Annotated in this window: 15 protein-coding genes and 1 pseudogene; 7 read left to right on the forward strand and 9 right to left on the reverse strand. The window is 74.5% G+C overall.

The features are described from left to right. Positions 1–127 precede the first annotated feature (127 nt). The gene (locus tag ACWEPF_RS02500; protein ID WP_452171064.1) at positions 128–1,003 is read left to right on the forward strand and encodes a hypothetical protein; all 876 of its coding nucleotides are present in this window, start codon (positions 128–130) and stop codon (positions 1,001–1,003) included. 37 nt (positions 1,004–1,040) lie between these two features. Then, a complete protein-coding gene (locus tag ACWEPF_RS02505) occupies positions 1,041–1,877 on the forward strand; it encodes a hypothetical protein (protein ID WP_452171065.1) in 837 nt (278 codons plus the stop codon). A 64-nt stretch (positions 1,878–1,941) separates the two neighbouring features. Here ACWEPF_RS02505 and ACWEPF_RS02510 read toward each other — a convergent pair whose 3' ends face one another. From ACWEPF_RS02510 to pdhA, 3 genes are read right to left on the reverse strand one after another with little or no spacing between them, the layout of a single operon-like run. Continuing rightward, positions 1,942–3,360 (reverse strand): dihydrolipoamide acetyltransferase family protein, encoded by a 1,419-nt coding sequence (locus ACWEPF_RS02510; RefSeq protein ID WP_452171066.1) that lies wholly within the window; start codon positions 3,358–3,360, stop codon positions 1,942–1,944. A 13-nt stretch (positions 3,361–3,373) separates the two neighbouring features. Continuing rightward, a complete protein-coding gene (locus ACWEPF_RS02515) occupies positions 3,374–4,348 on the reverse strand; it encodes an alpha-ketoacid dehydrogenase subunit beta (RefSeq protein WP_345290482.1) in 975 nt (324 codons plus the stop codon). After that, positions 4,348–5,490, reverse strand: coding sequence for a pyruvate dehydrogenase (acetyl-transferring) E1 component subunit alpha (gene pdhA / locus ACWEPF_RS02520; protein WP_345290483.1), 1,143 nt, complete (start codon positions 5,488–5,490; stop codon positions 4,348–4,350). The genes ACWEPF_RS02515 and pdhA overlap by 1 nt, the downstream gene beginning before the upstream one ends. A 356-nt stretch (positions 5,491–5,846) precedes the next feature. Between pdhA and ACWEPF_RS02525 the strand changes: the two genes are divergently transcribed. Both ACWEPF_RS02525 and ACWEPF_RS02530 read left to right on the forward strand, forming a co-directional pair. Then, positions 5,847–6,506 carry a response regulator transcription factor gene (locus ACWEPF_RS02525; protein ID WP_345290484.1) on the forward strand — a complete coding sequence of 220 codons (660 nt, stop codon included), beginning with the start codon at positions 5,847–5,849 and terminating at the stop codon, positions 6,504–6,506. A gap of 82 nt (positions 6,507–6,588) precedes the next feature. Beyond that, positions 6,589–7,671: a phosphotransferase enzyme family protein gene (locus ACWEPF_RS02530; RefSeq protein WP_452171067.1), complete on the forward strand. Its 1,083-nt coding sequence runs from the start codon at positions 6,589–6,591 to the stop codon at positions 7,669–7,671. 60 nt (positions 7,672–7,731) lie between these two features. Here the strand turns inward: ACWEPF_RS02530 and ACWEPF_RS02535 are convergent, their stop codons facing one another. The 4 genes from ACWEPF_RS02535 to ACWEPF_RS02550 all read right to left on the reverse strand — a co-directional run bounded on the left by ACWEPF_RS02535 (position 7,732) and on the right by ACWEPF_RS02550 (position 12,973). Further along, on the reverse strand, positions 7,732–9,489 hold the full coding sequence (locus ACWEPF_RS02535; RefSeq protein ID WP_452171068.1) for a protein kinase domain-containing protein: 1,758 nt from the start codon (positions 9,487–9,489) through the stop codon (positions 7,732–7,734). Positions 9,490–9,584: 95 nt separating this feature from the next. Beyond that, a complete protein-coding gene (locus tag ACWEPF_RS02540) occupies positions 9,585–11,066 on the reverse strand; it encodes a protein kinase domain-containing protein (RefSeq protein WP_452171069.1) in 1,482 nt (493 codons plus the stop codon). A gap of 226 nt (positions 11,067–11,292) precedes the next feature. Then, positions 11,293–11,889, reverse strand: coding sequence for a bacterial proteasome activator family protein (locus ACWEPF_RS02545; protein WP_452171070.1), 597 nt, complete (start codon positions 11,887–11,889; stop codon positions 11,293–11,295). Positions 11,890–12,040: 151 nt separating this feature from the next. After that, positions 12,041–12,973, reverse strand: coding sequence for a hypothetical protein (locus tag ACWEPF_RS02550; RefSeq protein ID WP_452171071.1), 933 nt, complete (start codon positions 12,971–12,973; stop codon positions 12,041–12,043). A 168-nt stretch (positions 12,974–13,141) separates the two neighbouring features. Here ACWEPF_RS02550 and ACWEPF_RS02555 point away from each other — a divergent pair, with 168 nt between their 5' ends. Next, positions 13,142–13,852 (forward strand): hypothetical protein, encoded by a 711-nt coding sequence (locus ACWEPF_RS02555; RefSeq protein ID WP_452171072.1) that lies wholly within the window; start codon positions 13,142–13,144, stop codon positions 13,850–13,852. Continuing rightward, positions 13,849–15,144, forward strand: coding sequence for a nucleotidyl transferase AbiEii/AbiGii toxin family protein (locus tag ACWEPF_RS02560; protein WP_452171073.1), 1,296 nt, complete (start codon positions 13,849–13,851; stop codon positions 15,142–15,144). The genes ACWEPF_RS02555 and ACWEPF_RS02560 overlap by 4 nt, the downstream gene beginning before the upstream one ends. 4 nt (positions 15,145–15,148) lie before the next feature. On the opposite strand, the gene ACWEPF_RS02565 is transcribed toward ACWEPF_RS02560, so the two are convergent. Next, positions 15,149–16,126: an NAD(P)H-quinone oxidoreductase gene (locus ACWEPF_RS02565; RefSeq protein WP_345290491.1), complete on the reverse strand. Its 978-nt coding sequence runs from the start codon at positions 16,124–16,126 to the stop codon at positions 15,149–15,151. A 228-nt stretch (positions 16,127–16,354) separates the two neighbouring features. Then, positions 16,355–17,005: pseudogene (locus ACWEPF_RS02570) on the reverse strand (NAD(P)-binding protein); the annotation flags it as partial. Positions 17,006–17,178: 173 nt separating this feature from the next. Between ACWEPF_RS02570 and ACWEPF_RS02575 the strand changes: the two are divergent. Then, positions 17,179–18,282 carry a potassium channel family protein gene (locus tag ACWEPF_RS02575; RefSeq protein ID WP_452171075.1) on the forward strand — a complete coding sequence of 368 codons (1,104 nt, stop codon included), beginning with the start codon at positions 17,179–17,181 and terminating at the stop codon, positions 18,280–18,282. Positions 18,283–18,435: the final 153 nt, after the last annotated feature.

Below are 18,435 nucleotides of genomic sequence, written 5' to 3' on the forward strand. Positions count from 1 at the left end.
GCAACCCCCCGGGGGGATGGACGTCTTAACGGTTGAAGGCACGGAGAGCGGCCCCGGCGAGGGGACCGGCGCCGCAGGGTCCTTCACCTCACACACCGTCAGACCGGACTCCCTGGGGGGACACGTCATGCGCACGTCCGTTATCAACCGTTTTGCGAAGCTTGCCCCGCTCTCCGTCGCCACCCTCCTGCTCACCAGCGGCATCACCCTGATCACCGCCGACACCGCCTGGGCCTGCGGCGACCAGCCCTCCTCGGCCGCCGCCGAGCAGCCCCGCGAGCAGCACGCCGGCGAGCCGTCGGTCCTGTTCGTCGGGAACACCCCCAAGAAGATCACCGCCGGCGGCGCCAAGGTCGAGTTCACCCTCTCCCTGCACAACGGGACCGGTTCGGCGTACAAGCGCATCGCACCGCACCTCGCCCTCTGGAACCCGCAGTCCGGTTTCGGCGACGACGTCGCGGGGCTCAGCAAGGCCGAGCTCCGGCAGGTCCACCTCCGCCCGCAGGACATCACGGTCGAGGCCAAGGTGAACGGCCAGTGGAAGAACCTCCCGCTGCGGCGCGGCTGTGACCCGCTGCTGAACGCCGACACCTCGGCGCTGAACGGCCCGCTCGCGGACGGCCAGTCCAAGCAGTTCACGTTCCGGATCGGACTCAAGAGCAGCGCCCCGGCCGTCCAGAAGTCGTTCCACCTCTACGCCGCCGACCTCCCGACCACGGTGACCGTCGTCCGGCCCACCACGCCCCCGAAGCCGGCCACCCCGAAGCCGACCCCCTCCGCCACCAAGGCCGCCGCCCCCGCCGCAGCCGTCGCCGAGGCCCCGAAGCCCACCCCCAGCGCCTCGGTCACGGCCACCCCGGCCGCCGAGCCCGCCGCCACCCCCGCCGAGCTGGCCTCCACCGGCCCGAAGGCCCCGACCGCCGCCCTGGTCGGCTCGGCCGCCGCCCTGCTCGCCGTCGGCACCGCCGCCCTGCTCTTCGCCCGCCGCCGCACCGCCCGCTGACCACCACTCACTTCTCGACCTCACGGGGACCACCACCATGCGCATCGCCCGCCCGCTCGCCGTCACCGCCGCCGCCCTCACCCTCGCCGTCGGCCTCCCGATCGCCACCGGCTCGACCTCCGCCTGGGCGGTCTGCGGCGCCACGCCCACCCCGCACTCCGCCCCGGCCGCGAAGCACCGGGGCACCCTGGAGGTCAAGGCGCTCAAGACCCTGCCGACCACGATCACGGCGGGCGGTGCCCAGGTGGAGGTGCCGGTCCGGATCACCAACCGGACGGACGCCCCGTACCAGCAGGTCGAGCCGCAGTTCTCGGTCGGGCACTACTACGACATGAAGGCCGACGTGGCGGTCAAGCAGGTCGCCGTGGAGTGGCGCCAGGGCAAGGGCCCGTGGAAGAAGCTCGGGCTCCAGCTGGGCTGCACCCGTGGCCTGGTCAACCAGGACGTGCTGCCCCGGCTGGCGCTGAAGCAGGGCGAGTCGGCCGAACTCTCGTTCCGCTTCTCGCTGGTGGCCGCCGTGCCGAAGGCCCTGGACACCGTCTCGTACACGGTGTTCGCCCAGGGCGAGGACCTCAACGGCGGCAGCGTGGGCGCGACCCTGCGGGTGACCCCGGCCTCCGCCCCGAAGTCCACCCCCACCGCGAAGCCCTCCGCGGCCGCCCCCGTCGTCAAGGCCGCCGCCGAGGCACCGAAGACCGCGCCGTCCGCCTCTCCCAGCGCCTCCGCGACCGCCGTCCAGCAGGACGCCGCCGCACCGGAGTTGGCCAGCACCGGCCCCCGCACGCCGAACACCTTCCTCGTCCTCTCCGCCCTGGGCGCCATCGCCCTCGGCGCGGGGGTCCTCGCGGCCGTCCGGTGGAGCCGCTCCCACTGAGAACGGCCGAACGGGCCCTACCCACCAGGTGGGTAGGGCCCGTTCGGGTTCGTCCGACGGAGCGTCAGCTCCAGGTGATCAGGCGCTTCGGGCGCTCCAGGATGGCCGCGGTGTCCGCGAGCACCTTGGAGCCCAGCTCCCCGTCCACCAGGCGGTGGTCGAAGGACAGCGCCAGGGTGGTGACCAGGCGCGGGACGACCTTGCCCTTGTGCACCCACGGCAGTTCGCGGACGGCGCCGAAGGCGAGGATGGCGGCCTCGCCCGGGTTGAGGATCGGCGTGCCGGTGTCGACGCCGAAGACGCCGACGTTGGTGATGGTGATGGTGCCGCCGGAGAGGTCGGCCGGCGAGGTCTTGCCCTGCCGGGCGACGTCCGTCAACTCGCCGAGGGAGACCGCCAGTTGCGGCAGCGTCTTGGACCCGGCGTCCTTGATGTTGGGCACCAGCAGACCGCGCGGGGTGGCCGCGGCGATGCCGAGGTTGACCTGCCCCTTGAGCACGATCTCCTGGTTGGCCTCGTCCCAGGCCGCGTTGATCTCCGGGTGGCGACGGACGGCGGTGAGCAGCGCCCGGGCCACCAGCAGCAGCGGGCTGACCCGCACGCCGGCGCCCAGCTCGCCGCTCTCCTTGAGCTCGCGCACCAGCTTCATCGTCCGGGTCACGTCGACCTGGACGAACTCGGTGACGTGCGGGGCGGTGAACGCCGAGGCCACCATCGCCTGCGCGGTGGCCTTCCGGACGCCCTTGACCGGCACCCGGACGTCCGTGCCGTACGCGACCGCGGCGGCGACGGTCTCGACCACCTCGGTCTCCACCACGGCCGGAGCCGGAGCGGCGGCAACCGGAGCCGGAGCCGGAGCGGCGGCGGCGTGCACGTCCTCGCGGGTGATCACGCCGTCCTTGCCGGTCGGGGTGACGGTCCGCAGGTCGATGCCCAGGTCCTTGGCCAGCTTGCGGACCGGCGGCTTCGCCAACGGCCGCTCGCCACCGGCCGGTTCGGCCTGCGCGGGCACCACCACGGGCGGGGCCGCGACGACCGGGGCGGGGGCCGCGACCGGAGCGGCGGCGACCGGGGCCGTCGAGGTCTTGCGGGCCCGGCGCTGCACGGTGCCGGTGCGCGGGCCGTAGCCGACCAGCACCTCCCGGCGCTCCGGCTCGGCGGCAGCGGCGGCGGCCGGAGCCGCCTCGGCGGCCGGGGCGGCGGCGGGAGCGGGCTCGGCCGCACCCTCGCCGACCGCGACCGAGATGATCGCCGTGCCGACGTCCACCGTGCTCCCGGCGGGGAAGAACAACTGGTCGACGACCCCGTTGAAGGGGATCGGCAGCTCGACCGCCGCCTTGGCGGTCTCCACCTCGCAGACCACCTGACCGTCCGTCACCACGTCGCCGGGCTTGACGTACCAGGTCAGGATCTCGGCCTCGGTGAGGCCCTCGCCGACGTCCGGCATCTTGAACTCGCGGAGCGAGCGCACTTCGGTGGTCATCATCGCTCCGTTCTCAGTAGGCCAGCGCGCGGTCGACGGCGTCGAGCACGCGGTCCAGGTCGGGCAGGAAGGTCTCCTCCACCCGCGACGGCGGGTAGGGGGCGTGGTAGCCGCCGACCCGGAGCACGGGGGCCTCCAGGTGGTAGAAGCACTTCTCGGTGATCCGGGCGGCCAGCTCGGCGCCCAGGCCCAGGAAGACCGGCGCCTCGTGCACCACCACGGCGCGGCCGGTGCGCTTCACCGACTCCTCGACGGTGGCGAAGTCCACCGGCGAGAGCGAGCGCAGGTCGACGACCTCCAGGCGGCGGCCGTCCTCCTCGGCGGCCGCGGCGGCCTCCTGACAGACCTTCACCATCGGGCCGTACGCGATCAGGGTGGCGTCGGCGCCCTCGCGGACCACCTTGGCGGTGTGCAGGCCGATGCCGGCCTCGTCGCCCACCTCGCCCTTGTCCCAGTAGCGCCGCTTGGGCTCCAGGAAGATCACCGGGTCGTCCGAGGCGATCGCCTGACGGAGCATCCAGTGCGCGTCGTGCGCGTTGGACGGGCTGACCACCCGCAGACCGGCGGTGTGGATGAAGTACGCCTCGTGCGACTCGCTGTGGTGCTCCACCGCGCCGATGCCGCCGCCGTACGGGATCCGGACGGTGACCGGCATCTTCACGTGGCCGAGCGCACGGGCGTGCATCTTGGCCAGCTGGGAGACGATCTGGTCGAAGGCCGGGTAGACGAAGCCGTCGAACTGGATCTCCACCACCGGGCGGTAGCCGCGCAGGGCCAGGCCGATCGCGGTGCCCATGATGCCGGACTCGGCCAGCGGGCTGTCCATCACCCGGTCCTCGCCGAAGTCCTTCTGCAGGCCGTCGGTGATCCGGAAGACACCGCCGAGCTTGCCGATGTCCTCGCCCATGAGCAGGGTCTTCGGGTCGCTCTCCAGCGACTTGCGGAGCGCCTCGTTGAGCGCCTTCGCGATGCTGAGCTGCGTGCCCATCAGTGGTTCTCCCCGCCCTCGAAGGAGGCGGCGTACGCCTCGTACTCGGCCCGCTCCTCGTCCACCAGCACGTGCGGCTCGGTGTAGACGTGGTCGAAGATCAGCGTCGGGTCCGGGTCCGGCATGGTCCGGACGCCCTCGCGGACCCGCAGGCCCAGCGTCTCGCTCTCGGCCTCGACCTCGGCGAAGAACGCCTCGTCGGCGATGCCCTCCGCCTCCAGGTGCGCCTTCAGGCGGGCGATCGGGTCCTTGGCCTTCCAGGCCTCGGTCTCCTCGGTCGCGCGGTAGCGGGTCGGGTCGTCCGAGGTGGTGTGGGCACCCATCCGGTAGGTGAAGGCCTCGACCAGCACCGGGCCCTGGCCGCTGCGGGCGTGGTCCAGCGCCCAGCGGGTCACCGCGAGGCAGGCCAGCACGTCGTTGCCGTCCACCCGGACGCCCGGGAAGCCGAAGCCGGAGGCGCGGCGGTAGAGCGGGATGCGGGTCTGGGTGGTGGTCGGCTCGGAGATCGCCCACTGGTTGTTCTGGCAGAAGAACACCACCGGCGCGTTGTAGACCGAGGCGAAGGTGAAGGCCTCGTTGACGTCGCCCTGGCTGGAGGCGCCGTCACCGAAGTACGCGATCACCGCGTCGTCGGCGCCGTCCTTGGTGATGCCCATCGCGTAGCCGGTGGCGTGCAGGGTCTGCGCGCCGATCACGATGGTGTAGAGGTGGAAGTTCTTCTCGTTCGGGTCCCAGCCGCCGTGGTTGACGCCGCGGAACATGCCGAGCAGGTTCAGCGGGTCGACGTCGCGGCACCAGGCCACGCCGTGCTCGCGGTAGGTCGGGAAGGCGTAGTCGCCGGTGCGCATCGCGCGGCCCGAGCCGACCTGGGCCGCCTCCTGGCCCAGCAGCGAGGCCCACAGGCCCAGTTCGCCCTGACGCTGGAGCGAGGTGGCCTCGGCGTCGAAGCGCCGCACCAGCACCAGGTCGCGGTAGAGCGAGCGCAGCTCCTCCGGCGTCGTGGTCAGCGGGAAGTCCGGGTGCTCGACCCGGGTGCCTTCCGGCGTGAGCAGCTGTACGAGCTCCGGCGCGTCCGTACGCCGGCTGTCAGTGACGGCGGGGGCGGGCTTCTTGCGCGCCCTCGTCGTGCTCTTGACGGTCACGTTCACTCCTCGGTCTGTCCGGCCGCCCGGGGTCGCCGGTGACCGGTCCGGTCACCGCCTCGCAGTGGAGAGCGCGTGGGTGTGCGCACCGACTCTGCTCGGCAGGTGGTGTTCCTTCTCCGACGGCTTCCCTCACGAGAACGTTACCCAGCGCAGCCCCTTGGCGCGTCTGCGCTAGGACGTCCTACTTGTTCCCTGTCAGAACAGCCGCGGGTGTGGCGCGGCTCTCATCCGTGATGCCGTCAGGACACCTGCGCACGCTATCCGGGCGCCGGTCTCCGCGTAAGGGGGTAATCGGCATCAATTTCCGGCCGGGGGGATAGGTCTTCTGTGCCTGCTTATGGGAGCATTTGCCCGTGAGTGGAAACGGACATATCAGGGTATTCCTTCTCGATGATCACGAGGTCGTCCGCCGGGGCGTACACGACCTGCTGTCCATGGAGGACGACATCGAGGTGGTCGGCGAGGCCGGCACCGCGGCCGAGGCGCTGACCCGCATCCCGGCCGTCAACCCGGACGTGGCGGTGCTGGACGTCCGCCTCCCGGACGGCAACGGGGTCGAGGTCTGCCGGGAGGTGCGCTCGCAGCGCCCGGAGATCAAGTGCCTGATGCTGACCTCCTTCTCGGACGACGAGGCGCTGTTCGACGCCATCATGGCGGGGGCCTCCGGCTACGTGCTGAAGGCGATCCGCGGCACCGACCTGCTCTCCGCGGTGCGCGACGTGGCGGCCGGCAAGTCGCTGCTCGACCCGGTCGCCACCAGCCGGGTGCTGGAGCGGCTGCGGGACGGCGGGGAGAAGGAGGACGAACGGCTGGCCCAGCTGACCAAGCAGGAGCGGCGGATCCTCGACCTGATCGGCGAGGGGATGACCAACCGCCAGATCGGCAACGAGCTGCACCTGGCCGAGAAGACCGTCAAGAACTACGTCTCCAGCCTGCTGGCCAAGATGGGCATGGAGCGCCGCACCCAGGCCGCCGCCTACGTGGCCCGGCACCAGGCCGACCACCACCACTGAGGCGTGGTTCACCGGAGCTTCAGAAGCACATCACCGACCGTATGTCAAGCACCACCCAGCGTCACCACTACGCTCAGGGGACGTGAACCACACCCTCCGCTTCGCGGACGCACCGGCCCGCCCGGACGCGGCCGCTCCCCCCGTCGGCACGCTCAGCCCCCCGGTCCCGGACCACGCCCTGACCGGGGTGCTGCGCCGCTTCCGGATCCGGCCCCTGGCGGTCGCCCCGGTCGCCGAAGGACTGCTCAACCGCGGCTACCGGGTGGAGAGCGAGACCGGTCCGCACTTCCTCAAGTGCTACGTGGACTCGGCCACCTCCACCCGCCCGGCGGTCGCGGCGCAGCACCGCGCCTCCACCGCGCTGGCGGCGCGCGGACTGCCCGTCGCGCCCCCGCTGCCGGCGATCGGCGGCCGCACCGTGGTCGCCCACGGCGGCCGGCTCTTCGCCCTCTACCCCTGGGTCGACGGCGTCCACCTGCACGGGACCGAGCTCGGCCCGGCCCGCTGCGCCGAGCTCGGCACCCTGCTCGGGCAGCTGCACGGCACCCTGGCCGAGGTCTGCCCGCCGGTGCTCCAGCCCGTCGGCACGCTCTCGGCCGACCCGGCGGAGACCGAGCGGCTGGTCCGCGAGCTGCGCGGACGCGCGCGCTCGGCCCGGCCCCGGCTGCCCTTCGACGCCCTGGCCGAACGGCGGCTGACGGAGCGTCTGGACCTGCTGGACGCCCACGGCCACCGACGCCCCGCCCCCACCGCCGCCCCGCCCACCGGCTGGACCCACGGCGACTTCCACGGCCTCAACGTGCTGCACCGCGGCGGCCGGGTGGCCGCCGTGCTCGACTGGGACAAGCTCGGCACCCGGCCCACCGCCGAGGAGACCGTCCGGGCCGCCACCCTGCTCTTCGACGACCGGCGCACCGGGGTGCTCGACCTCTGCCGGGTCCGCCAGTGGTCCCGGGCCTACCGCGCCACCGGCGCGGCCACCTCCGCCGAACTGGCCGCCGCCGCCCACCGGGTCTGGTGGGAGCGGCTCAACGACCTCTGGATGCTCCAGTGGCACTACCAGCGCGGCGACCACCGCGCCGACCACCTCTACCCGGGCTCGGCGGGCCAGCTCACCTGGTGGTGTCAGGAGTACGAACAGGTCCTGGACGCCCTGACCAACTGACGCCCTGACCAACGGACGTCCGGCGGTGTGCCGGCTGACCCGGGGTCAGCCGGCCCCGGGTCAGTTCCCGTTGCCCGCAGCCCCGCTGGCGCCGGGCGAGGCACCGCCGCCGCCACCGGAGGTCGCGGTGGCCGAGGGCGGCGGGTTGGACGAGGCCGTGGACGAGGCCGAGCCGCTCGGCTTCGAGCTCGCCGAACCGCTGGCGCTCGCGCTGGCCGACGAACTCGCGCTGGCCGAGGGCGACTTGCTCCCGCTGGCCGACGGGGACGTGCTCGGCGAGGGCGTCGTCGGGGAGGTGCCGTGCGTGTTCGGCTGCGTCGGGGTGGTGGAGCCGCCCTTGGTCGTCGACTTGGTCGCCGGGGTCGAGGGCTGCTGCGAGGGGGTCTCCTCCGCCGTGGCCGCCGGGGAGTTGACCGTCACCGGGGTGGTCGGCCCGCCCTTGTCGTTGTTGCCGCTGAGCGCCAGGCCGATGCCGGTCCCGGCCGCGGCCAGCACCAGCAGCACCCCGGCCACCCAGGGCCAGGGCCCGCGGCGGCGCCCGCCGCCCGACGGTCCGTCACCCGACCCGTCGTCACCTCCCCCGCCCACGGCGGGGTACGCCTCGGACGGCGTCCGGTACGGCGAGCCGGTCGGGAACGGCATGACCGCCGTCCGCTCGCTGCCGCCGACCGACCCGAGCGGCTCGGTCAGCGCGGTGGAGCCGTTCGGGGTGTCCTGGAAGCCCGGGTAGTGGCCGGTGTTGCCCGAACCGGCGGCGGCCAGGCCCGCGGCGGCGGCAGCGGCGGCGGCCGCCCCCTCCGCGTACCCCGCCCCGGCGGCGCCGTGCATCTCGCGCAGCGCGTGCTGCAGGTGGGCGCGGAACTCGTCGGCGCTCTGGTACCGCTCGTCGGGGTTCTTCGCCAACGCGCGCAGCACCAGGCCGTCCAGCTCCGGCGGCACCCGGTGGTTGGCCTCGGAGGGCGGCACCGGCGCGTCCTGGACGTGCTGGTAGACCACCGAGAGCGGGGTGTCCCCGGTGAACGGCGGGCGCAGCGCCAGCAGTTCGTAGAGCATGCAGCCGGCCGCGTACAGGTCCGAGCGGTGGTCCACCGCCTTGCCCAGCGCCTGCTCCGGCGAGAGGTACTGCGGGGTGCCCATCACCATGCCGGTCTGGGTCATGGTGGAGGCCTCGCCGGTGAGCGCCCGGGCGATGCCGAAGTCCATCACCTTGACCGCGCCGCCGGTCGTGATGATCACGTTGGCGGGCTTGATGTCGCGGTGCACGATGCCGTGCCGGTGGCTGTAGGCGAGCGCCTCCAGCACCCCGGCGATGATGATCAGCGCCTGGTCGACCGGCGGCGCCTCCTCGTCCACCAGCAGCTCGCGGACGGTCCGGCCCTCGACCAGCTCCATCACGATGAACGGCGTGGACTCGCCGTGCTCGACCTGCTCGCCGGTGTCGTAGACCGCGACGATCGAGTGATGGTTGAGCGAGGCGACCGAGTGCGCCTCGCGGGTGAACCGGAGCCGGGCCACCTCGTCCTGGGCCAGTTCGGGCCGGAGCAGCTTGACCGCCACCGTCCGGGCCAGCCGGACGTCCTGGGCGGCGAACACCTCGGCCATGCCGCCCCGGCCGAGCCGGGAGGTCAGCCGGTAGCGGCCGTCGCCGACGGTGCCGAGCGGAGCGGCGATCCCCCGGGACGGGGTCGCGGGCCCGGCGGCCGTGGCGGGCAGGACGGCCGTCTCGGCCGTCTCGGCGCCGGCCGGGGACGGAGGCACCGGGGGCGTCTCGTGGCCGTTGTCGTCCTCGCCGTCGCCCGGCCGCTGTGTCTGCGCCATCACTCCTCGCCCCGGGCCTGGGCCCTGTCAGTTGCGTTCCTGGCACGCTACCGCTTCGAGGGCCCGGGTGTGGCGCGGCGTACCCGGTGCGACGGTCAGACCGCAGGCGTCCCGGAGGACCGCACGACGGTCGGCCGGGAGCCGACCGTGTCGCCGTACAGGTCCTGCTGGCGCTGCTTCTCCTGCTTGGCCACCACGATCCCGACGATCACCGCGGCCAGCACGATCACGCCGACGATCACGCCCACCACCACCAGCGCGGTGGAGCAGCCGTTCCCGTTGGGCTTCGGCTGGGCGAACTGCGGGGCGAACGGCTGCGGCCCCTGCGGCGGGAAGGGCTGCGGCGGGAGCGGCTGGTGCTGGGGCATCGGGTACTGCGGCGGCACCTGCTGCTGCGGGAACGGACCGGGGGTGTGCGGGCCGGGGGTGTGCGGACCCGCGGCGAGCGGGCCGGGGGCCGACGGGCCCGGCGTGTGCGGTCCCGGGTACTGCGGAGCGACCGGCGGGAAGGCCGGCGGCGGGGTCTGCGGCCCGTACGCGGGCGGCGGCGTCGGCACGTACGGCTGGTGCACCTGCGGGACGGGGCTGCGCGGCTCGCCCATCAGCGGCGGGAAGGCCACCGGCCCGCCCCCGCCGGCCGAGACCGAGCGCGGGCCCTCGCCGATCACCAGCGGGGTGACGGCCGGGGCCCCCTGGGCCTGGCCGCCCGCGGCCAGCCGCTCCACCTCGGCCCGCATCGCCTCGGCGGTCGGGAAGCGGTGCCCCGGGTCCTTGCGCAGCGCCCGGGCCACCAGCGCGTCCACGCCGGGCCGGACCGCCGGGTTGGTCCCGGACGGGGCCGGCGGCTCCTCCTGGACGTGCTTGTAGGCGATCGAGAAGGGCGAGTCGCCGTCGAACGGCAGCTGGCCGGTGAGCAGCTCGTAGAGCATGCAGCCGACCGAGTAGAGGTCCGAGCGGGCGTCCACGCTCTTGCCCAGCGCCTGCTCCGGCGAGAGGTACTGCGGGGTGCCGACCACCATGCCGGTCTGGGTCATCGAGGTGACCCCGGACTGCAGCGCCCGCGCGATGCCGAAGTCCATCACCTTGACGGTGCCCTTGGTGCTCACCATCACGTTGCCCGGCTTGATGTCGCGGTGCACCAGGCCCTGGTCGTGCGAGGCCTCCAGCGCCGAGAGCACCGCACCGGTGATCTTCAGCGCCTGCTCGGCCGGCATCGCGCCGTGCGCGGCGACCGCCTCGTTCAGCACGTCCCGCAGGGACTTGCCCTCGACGTACTCCATGACGATGTACGGCGTGGTGGCGCCGTCCGGGCCGATGTCCTCGCCGCTGTCGAAGACCGAGACGATGTTGGTGTGCTGCAGCCGGGCCACCGCCTGCGCCTCGCGGCGGAAGCGCTCGCGGAAGGCCTGCTCCCGGCCGAGCTCGGTGTGCAGGGTCTTCACCGCGACCTGACGGTCCAGCACGGTGTCGTGGGCGAGGTGGACCGAGGCCATCCCACCCTGGCCGAGCAGGTGCCGCAGCACGTACCGCCCGCCCGCCAGTGCGTGGCCGCCGGCGGCGGCGCCGTCCTCGCTCATGTCCCCTGCTTCCCCCTCCGGTGCGGAGGCGCTCCCGGCACTGCCCGGCCCCTGGCCGGCGGCCCACCGGGCCGACGAACAGGGGCCAGGGTATCGGCTGGCCCCGACGCCTCCCGGCGCCGGGGCGCGGCTGTGTCCGAGGTGTGTCCCGACCGTGAAACTCCGCCCGCGGAGGGTCCGTGCGTCCTGCGGGCACCGGCCCGCGGGTACGGCCACGGGTGCGGGTCTACAGGTACGGGCCCGAGCGGATGCCGCGACCGGGCTCCGGCTCCTCCGGCTCCGGCTCGGCGCCGTGCAGGCCGGGCGGCAGCGCGCGGCGCATCTGCTCCAGCTGTGCCCGGGCCGCCATCTGCTGCGCGAACAGCGCGGTCTGGATCCCGTGGAACAGGCCCTCCAGCCAGCCGACCAGCTGGGCCTGGGCGATCCGCAGCTCGGCCTCGGTCGGGATGCTGCCCTCGGTGAACGGCAGCGAGAGGCGCTCCAGCTCCTCGACCAGCTCCGGCGCCAGGCCGAGCTCCAGCTCCTTGATCGAGCTGGCGTGGATGTCCTTCAGGCGCGCCCGGCTGGCCTCGTCGAGGGGGGCCATCCGGACCTCCTCCAGCAGCTGCTTGATCATCGAGCCGATCCGCATGACCTTCGCGGGCTGCTCGACCATCTCGGTCACCGGCAGCTCCCGCGGCTCCACCGCCTCGCCGTCCCCGATCCGGCCGAACCCCGGGCCGGTGCCGGGGGGCGCCCCGACCGGCAGCCCGTCCGGACCGACGATCAGCACCTTCGGGGACTCGTCCTCCGACTGCGACCGTTCGTTCATCGGGTTCGTCATGGTTCCTTCATATGCTTCGTGCGCGGGGAGGGTCAACTGAGGAGCGCCCGGCGCGCCCGGACGCCGTCCGGGCGCCGGACTCTGACGGCCCATCATGCCGCCAACCCGCCGCCCGGGTGCGGCGATCCCGCCGACCGGAGCTGACGGCCGGTCAGCGGCGGCGCAGGCGCAGGCCGACCAGGCCGAGGCCGCAGCCGATCATCGCCAGGCCCGCGCCGAGCGGGAACTGCAGCGTGGAGGCGTCGGTCCAGCGCAGCGGGGCGGCCAGCTGGACGGCCGCCGGGGTCGGGCCCGGCACCACCGCTGCCGCGGCGGCCGCCTCCGCCGCCAGGACGTCCAGGGTCTGCGCCGCCGCGTCCGCCTCCTCGTCCTCCTGCTCCGCCGCGGCACCGGGCCGGGCGGCGGGGGCCGGGGCCGCCGGGGGGACGCGCTTCACCGGGGCGGGCCGCTGGGCGGCCGGGGAGGCGGGGCGCTCGGCCACCGCACCGGGCGCCGGGGCCGGGGCCTGCTGCTCGGTGCGGGCGGTCGCGCTCGGCACCGGCGTGCGGCTCGGACGGGCGGTCGCGCTGGGCCGGGGCGTCGGCGCCGCGGTGCCGCTCGGGACGGCCGTGGGCAGGGTGGTCTGCGCGGCGGCCGGGGTCGGCTCCGCGGCGGGCGTGGGCGTCGGCTGCGGGGTGGGCTCGGCCGCCGGGGTCGGCGCGGGAGTCGGCTGCGGCGTGGGGGTCGGGAGGGTGGCCGGGGTCGGCGCGGGCGTGGGCGCGGGTTCGGCCGGCTCCGGGGGCTCCGGCTTGGCCGGGACGGAGCGGCCCGGTGAGGCCGGCACGGTGATCGGCAGCTGCACGGTCGGCAGCGCGGGAAGCGGGGGTATCTCGACCTGCGGCAGGGCGGGCAGGGCCGGAGTGCTCGGCCCGGCCGTCCCGCCCGGAACGCCGCCGACGACCGGGAGCACCGGCTGGGCCCCGCCCTGCTCCCCCGCCGCCGAGCCACCGGCCAGGACCAGCGGAAGGGCCAGCCCGGCCACCACGGCGGCCCGGAGCACGGCCGGGACGGGGAGTGCTGAGTACGCGAACGGAAGTGCGGCCACGGATGGAGGTCCTTCCGACGGCCGACCGCGTGGAACGCGGCCGGCGGGCGGGAACAGCTCCGCACCAGCCTCACACACCGGAACAATCCAGGCATTACGGGCAGTCCACCGGAGGTCACTCCGAAAACACGGTGCCCGCCGTCAGTGGCGCTTGCGATGATTCCGCCCATGCCCACCCCCGCACCGGCAGCCACCGTCCGGGCCGTCACGGTCGAGCACCCGCTGGCCCCCTCGGGTCCGGTCGACCACTTCACCGGCGAGTTCGAGACGCACCTGACCCTCTCGATCCCCGCCGCCCGGCTGGCGCGGCTGGAGCGCTGGGCCGACGGGGCCGGGCTCAAGGTCACCCACATCGTGCTGGCCCGGGGCCGCACCCGGCACCAGCCGATGCTCACCCTGACCGGCCGGGGCACCTTCCCCGAGCAGCGCGCCGCCGCCGTGGCCACCGCCGCCCGGCTGCGGGCCGCCGGCTTCGCGGTGACCAGGACCAAGATCGAGGCCTCCCCGTGGGCCACCGGCGTCCCCGACACCGCCGCTGAGGCGGTCCGGCTCGGGCCGGACACCTACTTCGAGCACCACCTCAAGGTCCTGCTCCCGCCCGGCCCGGACCACCGGGCCCTGGCCGAGCTGGCCGGCCGTCACCACGCCCACCTGTCCTGGAACGCCCGCCGCACCGAGTCGGACGGCCGCCAGCAGCGCTTCGTCACCCAGCGCTGCCACCGGGTCGGCCTGCCCGAGGCCGGCCTCCGGCTGGCCCGGCTGACCGGCGCCGTGACCGCGGCCGGGTACGAGATCCTCTCCTCCGAAAGGGAGTTCGTCGTGTACGACGACAACCTCGCCGTGGACCACGGCTGGCTCACCACCGGGGAGCAGCGGTGACCGGCAGCTGGGATTCGTTCGGCTGGGAGACCCGTCTCGTTCCGGACCACCGGCCGACCGAGACCGAACGGCTCGTCAACGGGATCCCCCTGACGCTCCGTCCGATCGAGGACCCCCGGGCCGTCCAGCGCTCGGTCTTCGACCCCGCCCTCAAGCAGTACCCCAACGCCTACCGGGCTGCCGACCCCCGGTTCACCGACCCCGAACTCGCCGTCCCCTGGCTGGCGGCCCGCCGCCGGGCGATGGACTTGGTGCTGGCCGCCATCGCCGACTCCCCCTGGGTGGACGACCTGGTGCTGCGCGGCAGCGTGCTGCTGCGCGCCTGGTTCGGCGAGCAGGCCCGCGAGCCGGGCGACCTGGACTTCGTCGTGGTGCCGGCCGGACGGGGCATCGAGGACCCGCGCTCCGCCGCGATGCTCGACGGCATCGCGGCGGCGGCGCAGCTCACCGCCGGGCAGGACGACGGGCACGTCCGCTTCGACGCCCGCGAGGCGGTCGCCGAGGACATCTGGACGTACGAGCGGGTGCCCGGCCGCCGCCTGGTGCTGCCCTGGACCGCCGAGGGCCTGCCCGGCGGCGTGGTCCAGCTGGACTTCGTGTTCAACGAACCGCTCCCCGTCCCGCCGGCGCCGACCGCCGTGCCCGGCCTCGACCGCGACCAGGCACCGGTGATCAACGCGGCCACCCCCGAGCTCTCGCTCGCCTGGAAGGTGATGTGGCTGCTCACCGACCGCTACGGGCAGGGCAAGGACCTGCGCGACGCGGTCCTGCTGGCCGAGCACGGGCCGCTGCGGCCGGAGGTGCTCCGGGAGGTGTTCGCCGAGGGCGAGGGGTACTACGCCCTGCACCCGCCGGGGGCCGCCGCGCTCCGCAGGGCCGTCGCGGGCGTGGAGTGGAAGCACTTCGTCACCGAGTACCCGGCCTTCGCCGACCGCGAGGCCGAACACGGGCGGCGGCTGCTGACCGCGCTGGCCCCCACCTTCGCCGGGCTGCCCGACCTCCCCGAGGAGGACCGGGCCCACCTCCGCCGGTGGCTGGCCGCCTGGGTCGAGCGGTACCGCGAGCCGTTCGCCCGGGACGGCTTCGACACGCTCCAGGAGGCGCTGGCGCGGCGGCTGGGCCACTACCCGGCCGCCGTCGTGATCACCCGGGAGCTGCTCGGCCCCGACCGGCACGGCCTGGCCGAGACCGAGCAGCTGCTCCGCGACCACCCGGCCTGGTCCGGCTGGCACGGCTACTACCAGCGCAACCCCGGGAGGCTCGCCGAGGACCTGGCGCCCGGCGACTGGTGACCCGTCAGGCGGTCAGGACCACCTTGCCGACCTGCTCGCCGGCCTCCAGGACGCGGTGGGCCTCGGCGGCCTCGGTGAGCGGGAGTTCGCGGTCGACGACCGGCTTCACCACCCCCGCCTCGACCAGCGGCCAGACGTGCTCGCGGACGGCGGCCACGATGGCGGCCTTCTCGGCCAGCGGGCGGCTGCGCAGGGTGGTGGCGGCGACGGCCGCGCGCTTGCGGAGCAGGACGGAGAGGTCGAGCTCGGCCTTGACGCCGCCCTGGAGCCCGATGATGACGAGCCGTCCGTTCTGGGCCAGGGCGTCGACGTTCCGCTGGAGGTACTTGGCGCCCATGATGTCGAGCACCACGTCGGCCCCGGCACCGTCGGTGGCGGCCCGGACCTCGGCGACGAAGTCCTGCTCGCGGTAGTCGATCAGCACGTCCGCTCCCAGCTCGGCACAGCGGGCCAGCTTCTCCGGGCTCCCGGCGGTCACCAGGACCCGGGCGCCGACCGCCTTGGCCAGCTGGATCGCCATGGTGCCGATGCCGCTCGCGCCGCCGTGCAGCAGCACCGTCTCGGCGGGGCGCAGGTGCGCCACCATGAACAGGTTCGACCAGACCGTGCAGGCCACCTCCGGCAGCGCGGCGGCCTGAGCCGCCGTCAGTCCCTTGGGCACGGGCAGCAGCTGGCCCACCGGGACCGCCACCCGCTGGGCGTAGCCGCCGCCGACCAGCAGGGCGCAGACCTCCTCGCCGACCGACCAGCCGGAGACCCCGGGGCCGAGCGCGGCGATCCGCCCGGCGCACTCCAGGCCCGGGTACGGGGAGCTGCCGGGCGGCGGGTCGTAGAAGCCCTGGCGCTGGAGCAGGTCGGCCCGGTTGACGGCGGTGGCCGCCACCTCGACCAGCACCTCGCCTTCGCCGGGCACCGGATCGGGCACCTCCGCCCACACCAGTGCGTCGGGACCGCCGGGCTGAGGGATCGTCATCGCATGCATGCCACCGACCGTAGTGCGCACGGGCCCTCCGGCCCAGGACCGGTCGTCGCCACGCCACCGAAGGTGGTCACACCGGGGGCGCGAGGCTCTGCTGATCTGCGGCTCCGCCGCGCGGGCGCGAGTACGGAAGGCGGACCAGCGTGAGATCGGGGCACGTCAGCCAGTTGCACGTGCTGCCGTTCCCCCGCGCGCCGTTCCCCGCGCCCCTGCGGGGCGACCTCGGGGAGCTCAGCTGCGCGGGGCGGCCGGCTGGATGGTGATCACGCGGTCGGTGAGCTGGAGCACCGCCGCCTCCGGATCGGTGTAGTTGAGCACCCGCCGGCCCCGGACCACCGCCACCACCAGGTCGCCGCACTCGCGCGGACTGCGGCCCGCCTCGGCCTTGGTGACGGTCCGTTCGACCAGGTCGAGCCCGGTGCCGTAGGTGATCAGGTCCTCCATCACCGCGCCGGCGTGCGGGCTGAGCAGCGAGAGTCCGAGCAGCTGCCCGGCCGAGCTGGAGCTGGTGACCACGGCGTCGGCGCCGCTCTGGCGCAGCAGCGGGGCGTTCTCGTCCTCCCGGACGGCGGCGACCACGGTGGCCTCCTTGGTCAGCTGACGGACGGTCAGGGTGACCAGCACCGCGGTGTCGTCCCGCTCCGGGGTGACCACGATCCGGGCCGCGGTCGGCACCCCGGCCCGGACCAGGGTCTCGGTCCGGGTGGCGTCCCCGTGCACGCCGGTCAGGCCGTCGCGGCCCGCCTGGTCGATCACCTTGCGCTGCGGGTCCACGATCACGATCTCGTGCGCGCCCACCCCCTGGCCGAGCAGCGCGGCGACCGCGTGGCGGCCCTTGGTGCCGTAGCCGATCACGACGGTGTGCTCCCGCACGGTGGACCTCCGAGGACTCCGCGTCGCGCCCACCGGGGGCGACGTCACTGCCCGCGACGATACCCACCCGCCCGCGCACCGCGCCGTCGGGGCGCACCGGCTGTACTCCGCGGCGCACCCCGCGGACGCGACGCGCCGGGGTGGTGGCGTCGCCGCGGCGGGCCGCCCGCCATCCTTGGGTGATGACTGCCAATCAGCAGCCCGAGCCCACGGGCGACAGCACGTGGTTCCGCCGCTCCCGCGCCGGGGCCGGACGGGTCCAGGACACCGACGACCCCGGCGCCCGGATCACCCTGCCGTCCCGGCCGCCCCGGCCGCCGCTGCGGCAGGTCTCCGCCCGGCTGCTGCTGGCCCTGCTGGTGCTGGTCTCCACCACGCTGATCGTCTGGCTGGACCGGGCCGGCTACAACGACAACTCCGACGGCGCGGTCGACTTCCTGGACGCCGCCTACTACGCCACCGTCACCCTCTCCACCACCGGCTACGGCGACATCACCCCCGTCAGCGACGGGGCCCGGCTGACCAACATCCTGGTGATCACCCCGCTCCGGGTGGTCTTCCTGATCATCCTGGTCGGCACCACCCTGGAGGTGCTCACCGAACGCACCCGCCAGCAGTGGCGGGTCAGCCGCTGGAAGGACACCGTCCGGGACCACGTGGTGGTCATCGGCTACGGCACCAAGGGCCGCCACGCGGTCGCCGCACTGCTCGGCCAGGGCTTCCCCAAGGAGTCCATCGTGGTGGTGGACCCGCAGCCCAAGGTGGTCGAACAGGCCGCCCTCGACGGCCTCGTCGCCGTCCGCGGCGACGCCACCCGCTCGGAGACCCTGCTGCGGGCCGAACTCCCCCGCGCCGCCCGCGTCGTGGTCGCCCCGCAGCGCGACGACACCGCCGTGCTGGTCACCCTGACGGCCCGCCAGCTCAACCGCCGCGCCACCGTGGTCGCCGCCGTCCGGGAGGACGAGAACGCCCCGCTGCTGCGGCAGAGCGGCGCCGACGTGGTGGTCCCCAGCTCCAGCTCGGCGGGGCGCCTGCTCGGCATGTCGATGCTCAGCCCCACCACCGGCGCCGTCATGGAGGACCTCCTCACCTACGGCACCGGCCTCGACGTGGTCGAACGCCCCGTCACCTCCGCGGAGGCCGGGCACAGCCCGCGCGACTGCGCCGACCTGGTGGTCGCGGTGGTCCGCGGCCGCAAGCTGCTCAACTACAACGACCCCGAGGCCGCCCTCCTCAAGCCGGGCGACCGCGTCATCACCATCCAGCAGGCCGTCCCGCGCAGCTGAGGAGGTGCCTCCCGGGGCGCAAGGACACGCGCGTGGTGATGCCGGGGGCGCGAGGAACTGCGCGCGGGGGAACGGCAGCACGTGCAACTGGCTGACGTGCCCCGATCCCACGCCGGTCCGCCTTCCGTACTCGCGCAACCGCCCCCGCCCTCC

This window comes from Kitasatospora sp. NPDC004289 (assembly GCF_053602875.1).

Coding starts and splice junctions, on each gene's coding strand:
- ACWEPF_RS02500 (WP_452171064.1), top strand. CDS start 128: ATGCGCACGTCCGTTATCAACCGTTTTGCGAAGCTTGCCCCGCTCTCC.
- ACWEPF_RS02505 (WP_452171065.1), top strand. CDS start 1,041: ATGCGCATCGCCCGCCCGCTCGCCGTCACCGCCGCCGCCCTCACCCTC.
- ACWEPF_RS02510 (WP_452171066.1), bottom strand. CDS start 3,360: ATGACCACCGAAGTGCGCTCGCTCCGCGAGTTCAAGATGCCGGACGTC.
- ACWEPF_RS02515 (WP_345290482.1), bottom strand. CDS start 4,348: ATGGGCACGCAGCTCAGCATCGCGAAGGCGCTCAACGAGGCGCTCCGC.
- ACWEPF_RS02535 (WP_452171068.1), bottom strand. CDS start 9,489: ATGGCGCAGACACAGCGGCCGGGCGACGGCGAGGACGACAACGGCCAC.
- ACWEPF_RS02540 (WP_452171069.1), bottom strand. CDS start 11,066: ATGAGCGAGGACGGCGCCGCCGCCGGCGGCCACGCACTGGCGGGCGGG.
- ACWEPF_RS02545 (WP_452171070.1), bottom strand. CDS start 11,889: ATGACGAACCCGATGAACGAACGGTCGCAGTCGGAGGACGAGTCCCCG.
- ACWEPF_RS02555 (WP_452171072.1), top strand. CDS start 13,142: ATGCCCACCCCCGCACCGGCAGCCACCGTCCGGGCCGTCACGGTCGAG.
- ACWEPF_RS02565 (WP_345290491.1), bottom strand. CDS start 16,126: ATGCATGCGATGACGATCCCTCAGCCCGGCGGTCCCGACGCACTGGTG.
- ACWEPF_RS02575 (WP_452171075.1), top strand. CDS start 17,179: ATGACTGCCAATCAGCAGCCCGAGCCCACGGGCGACAGCACGTGGTTC.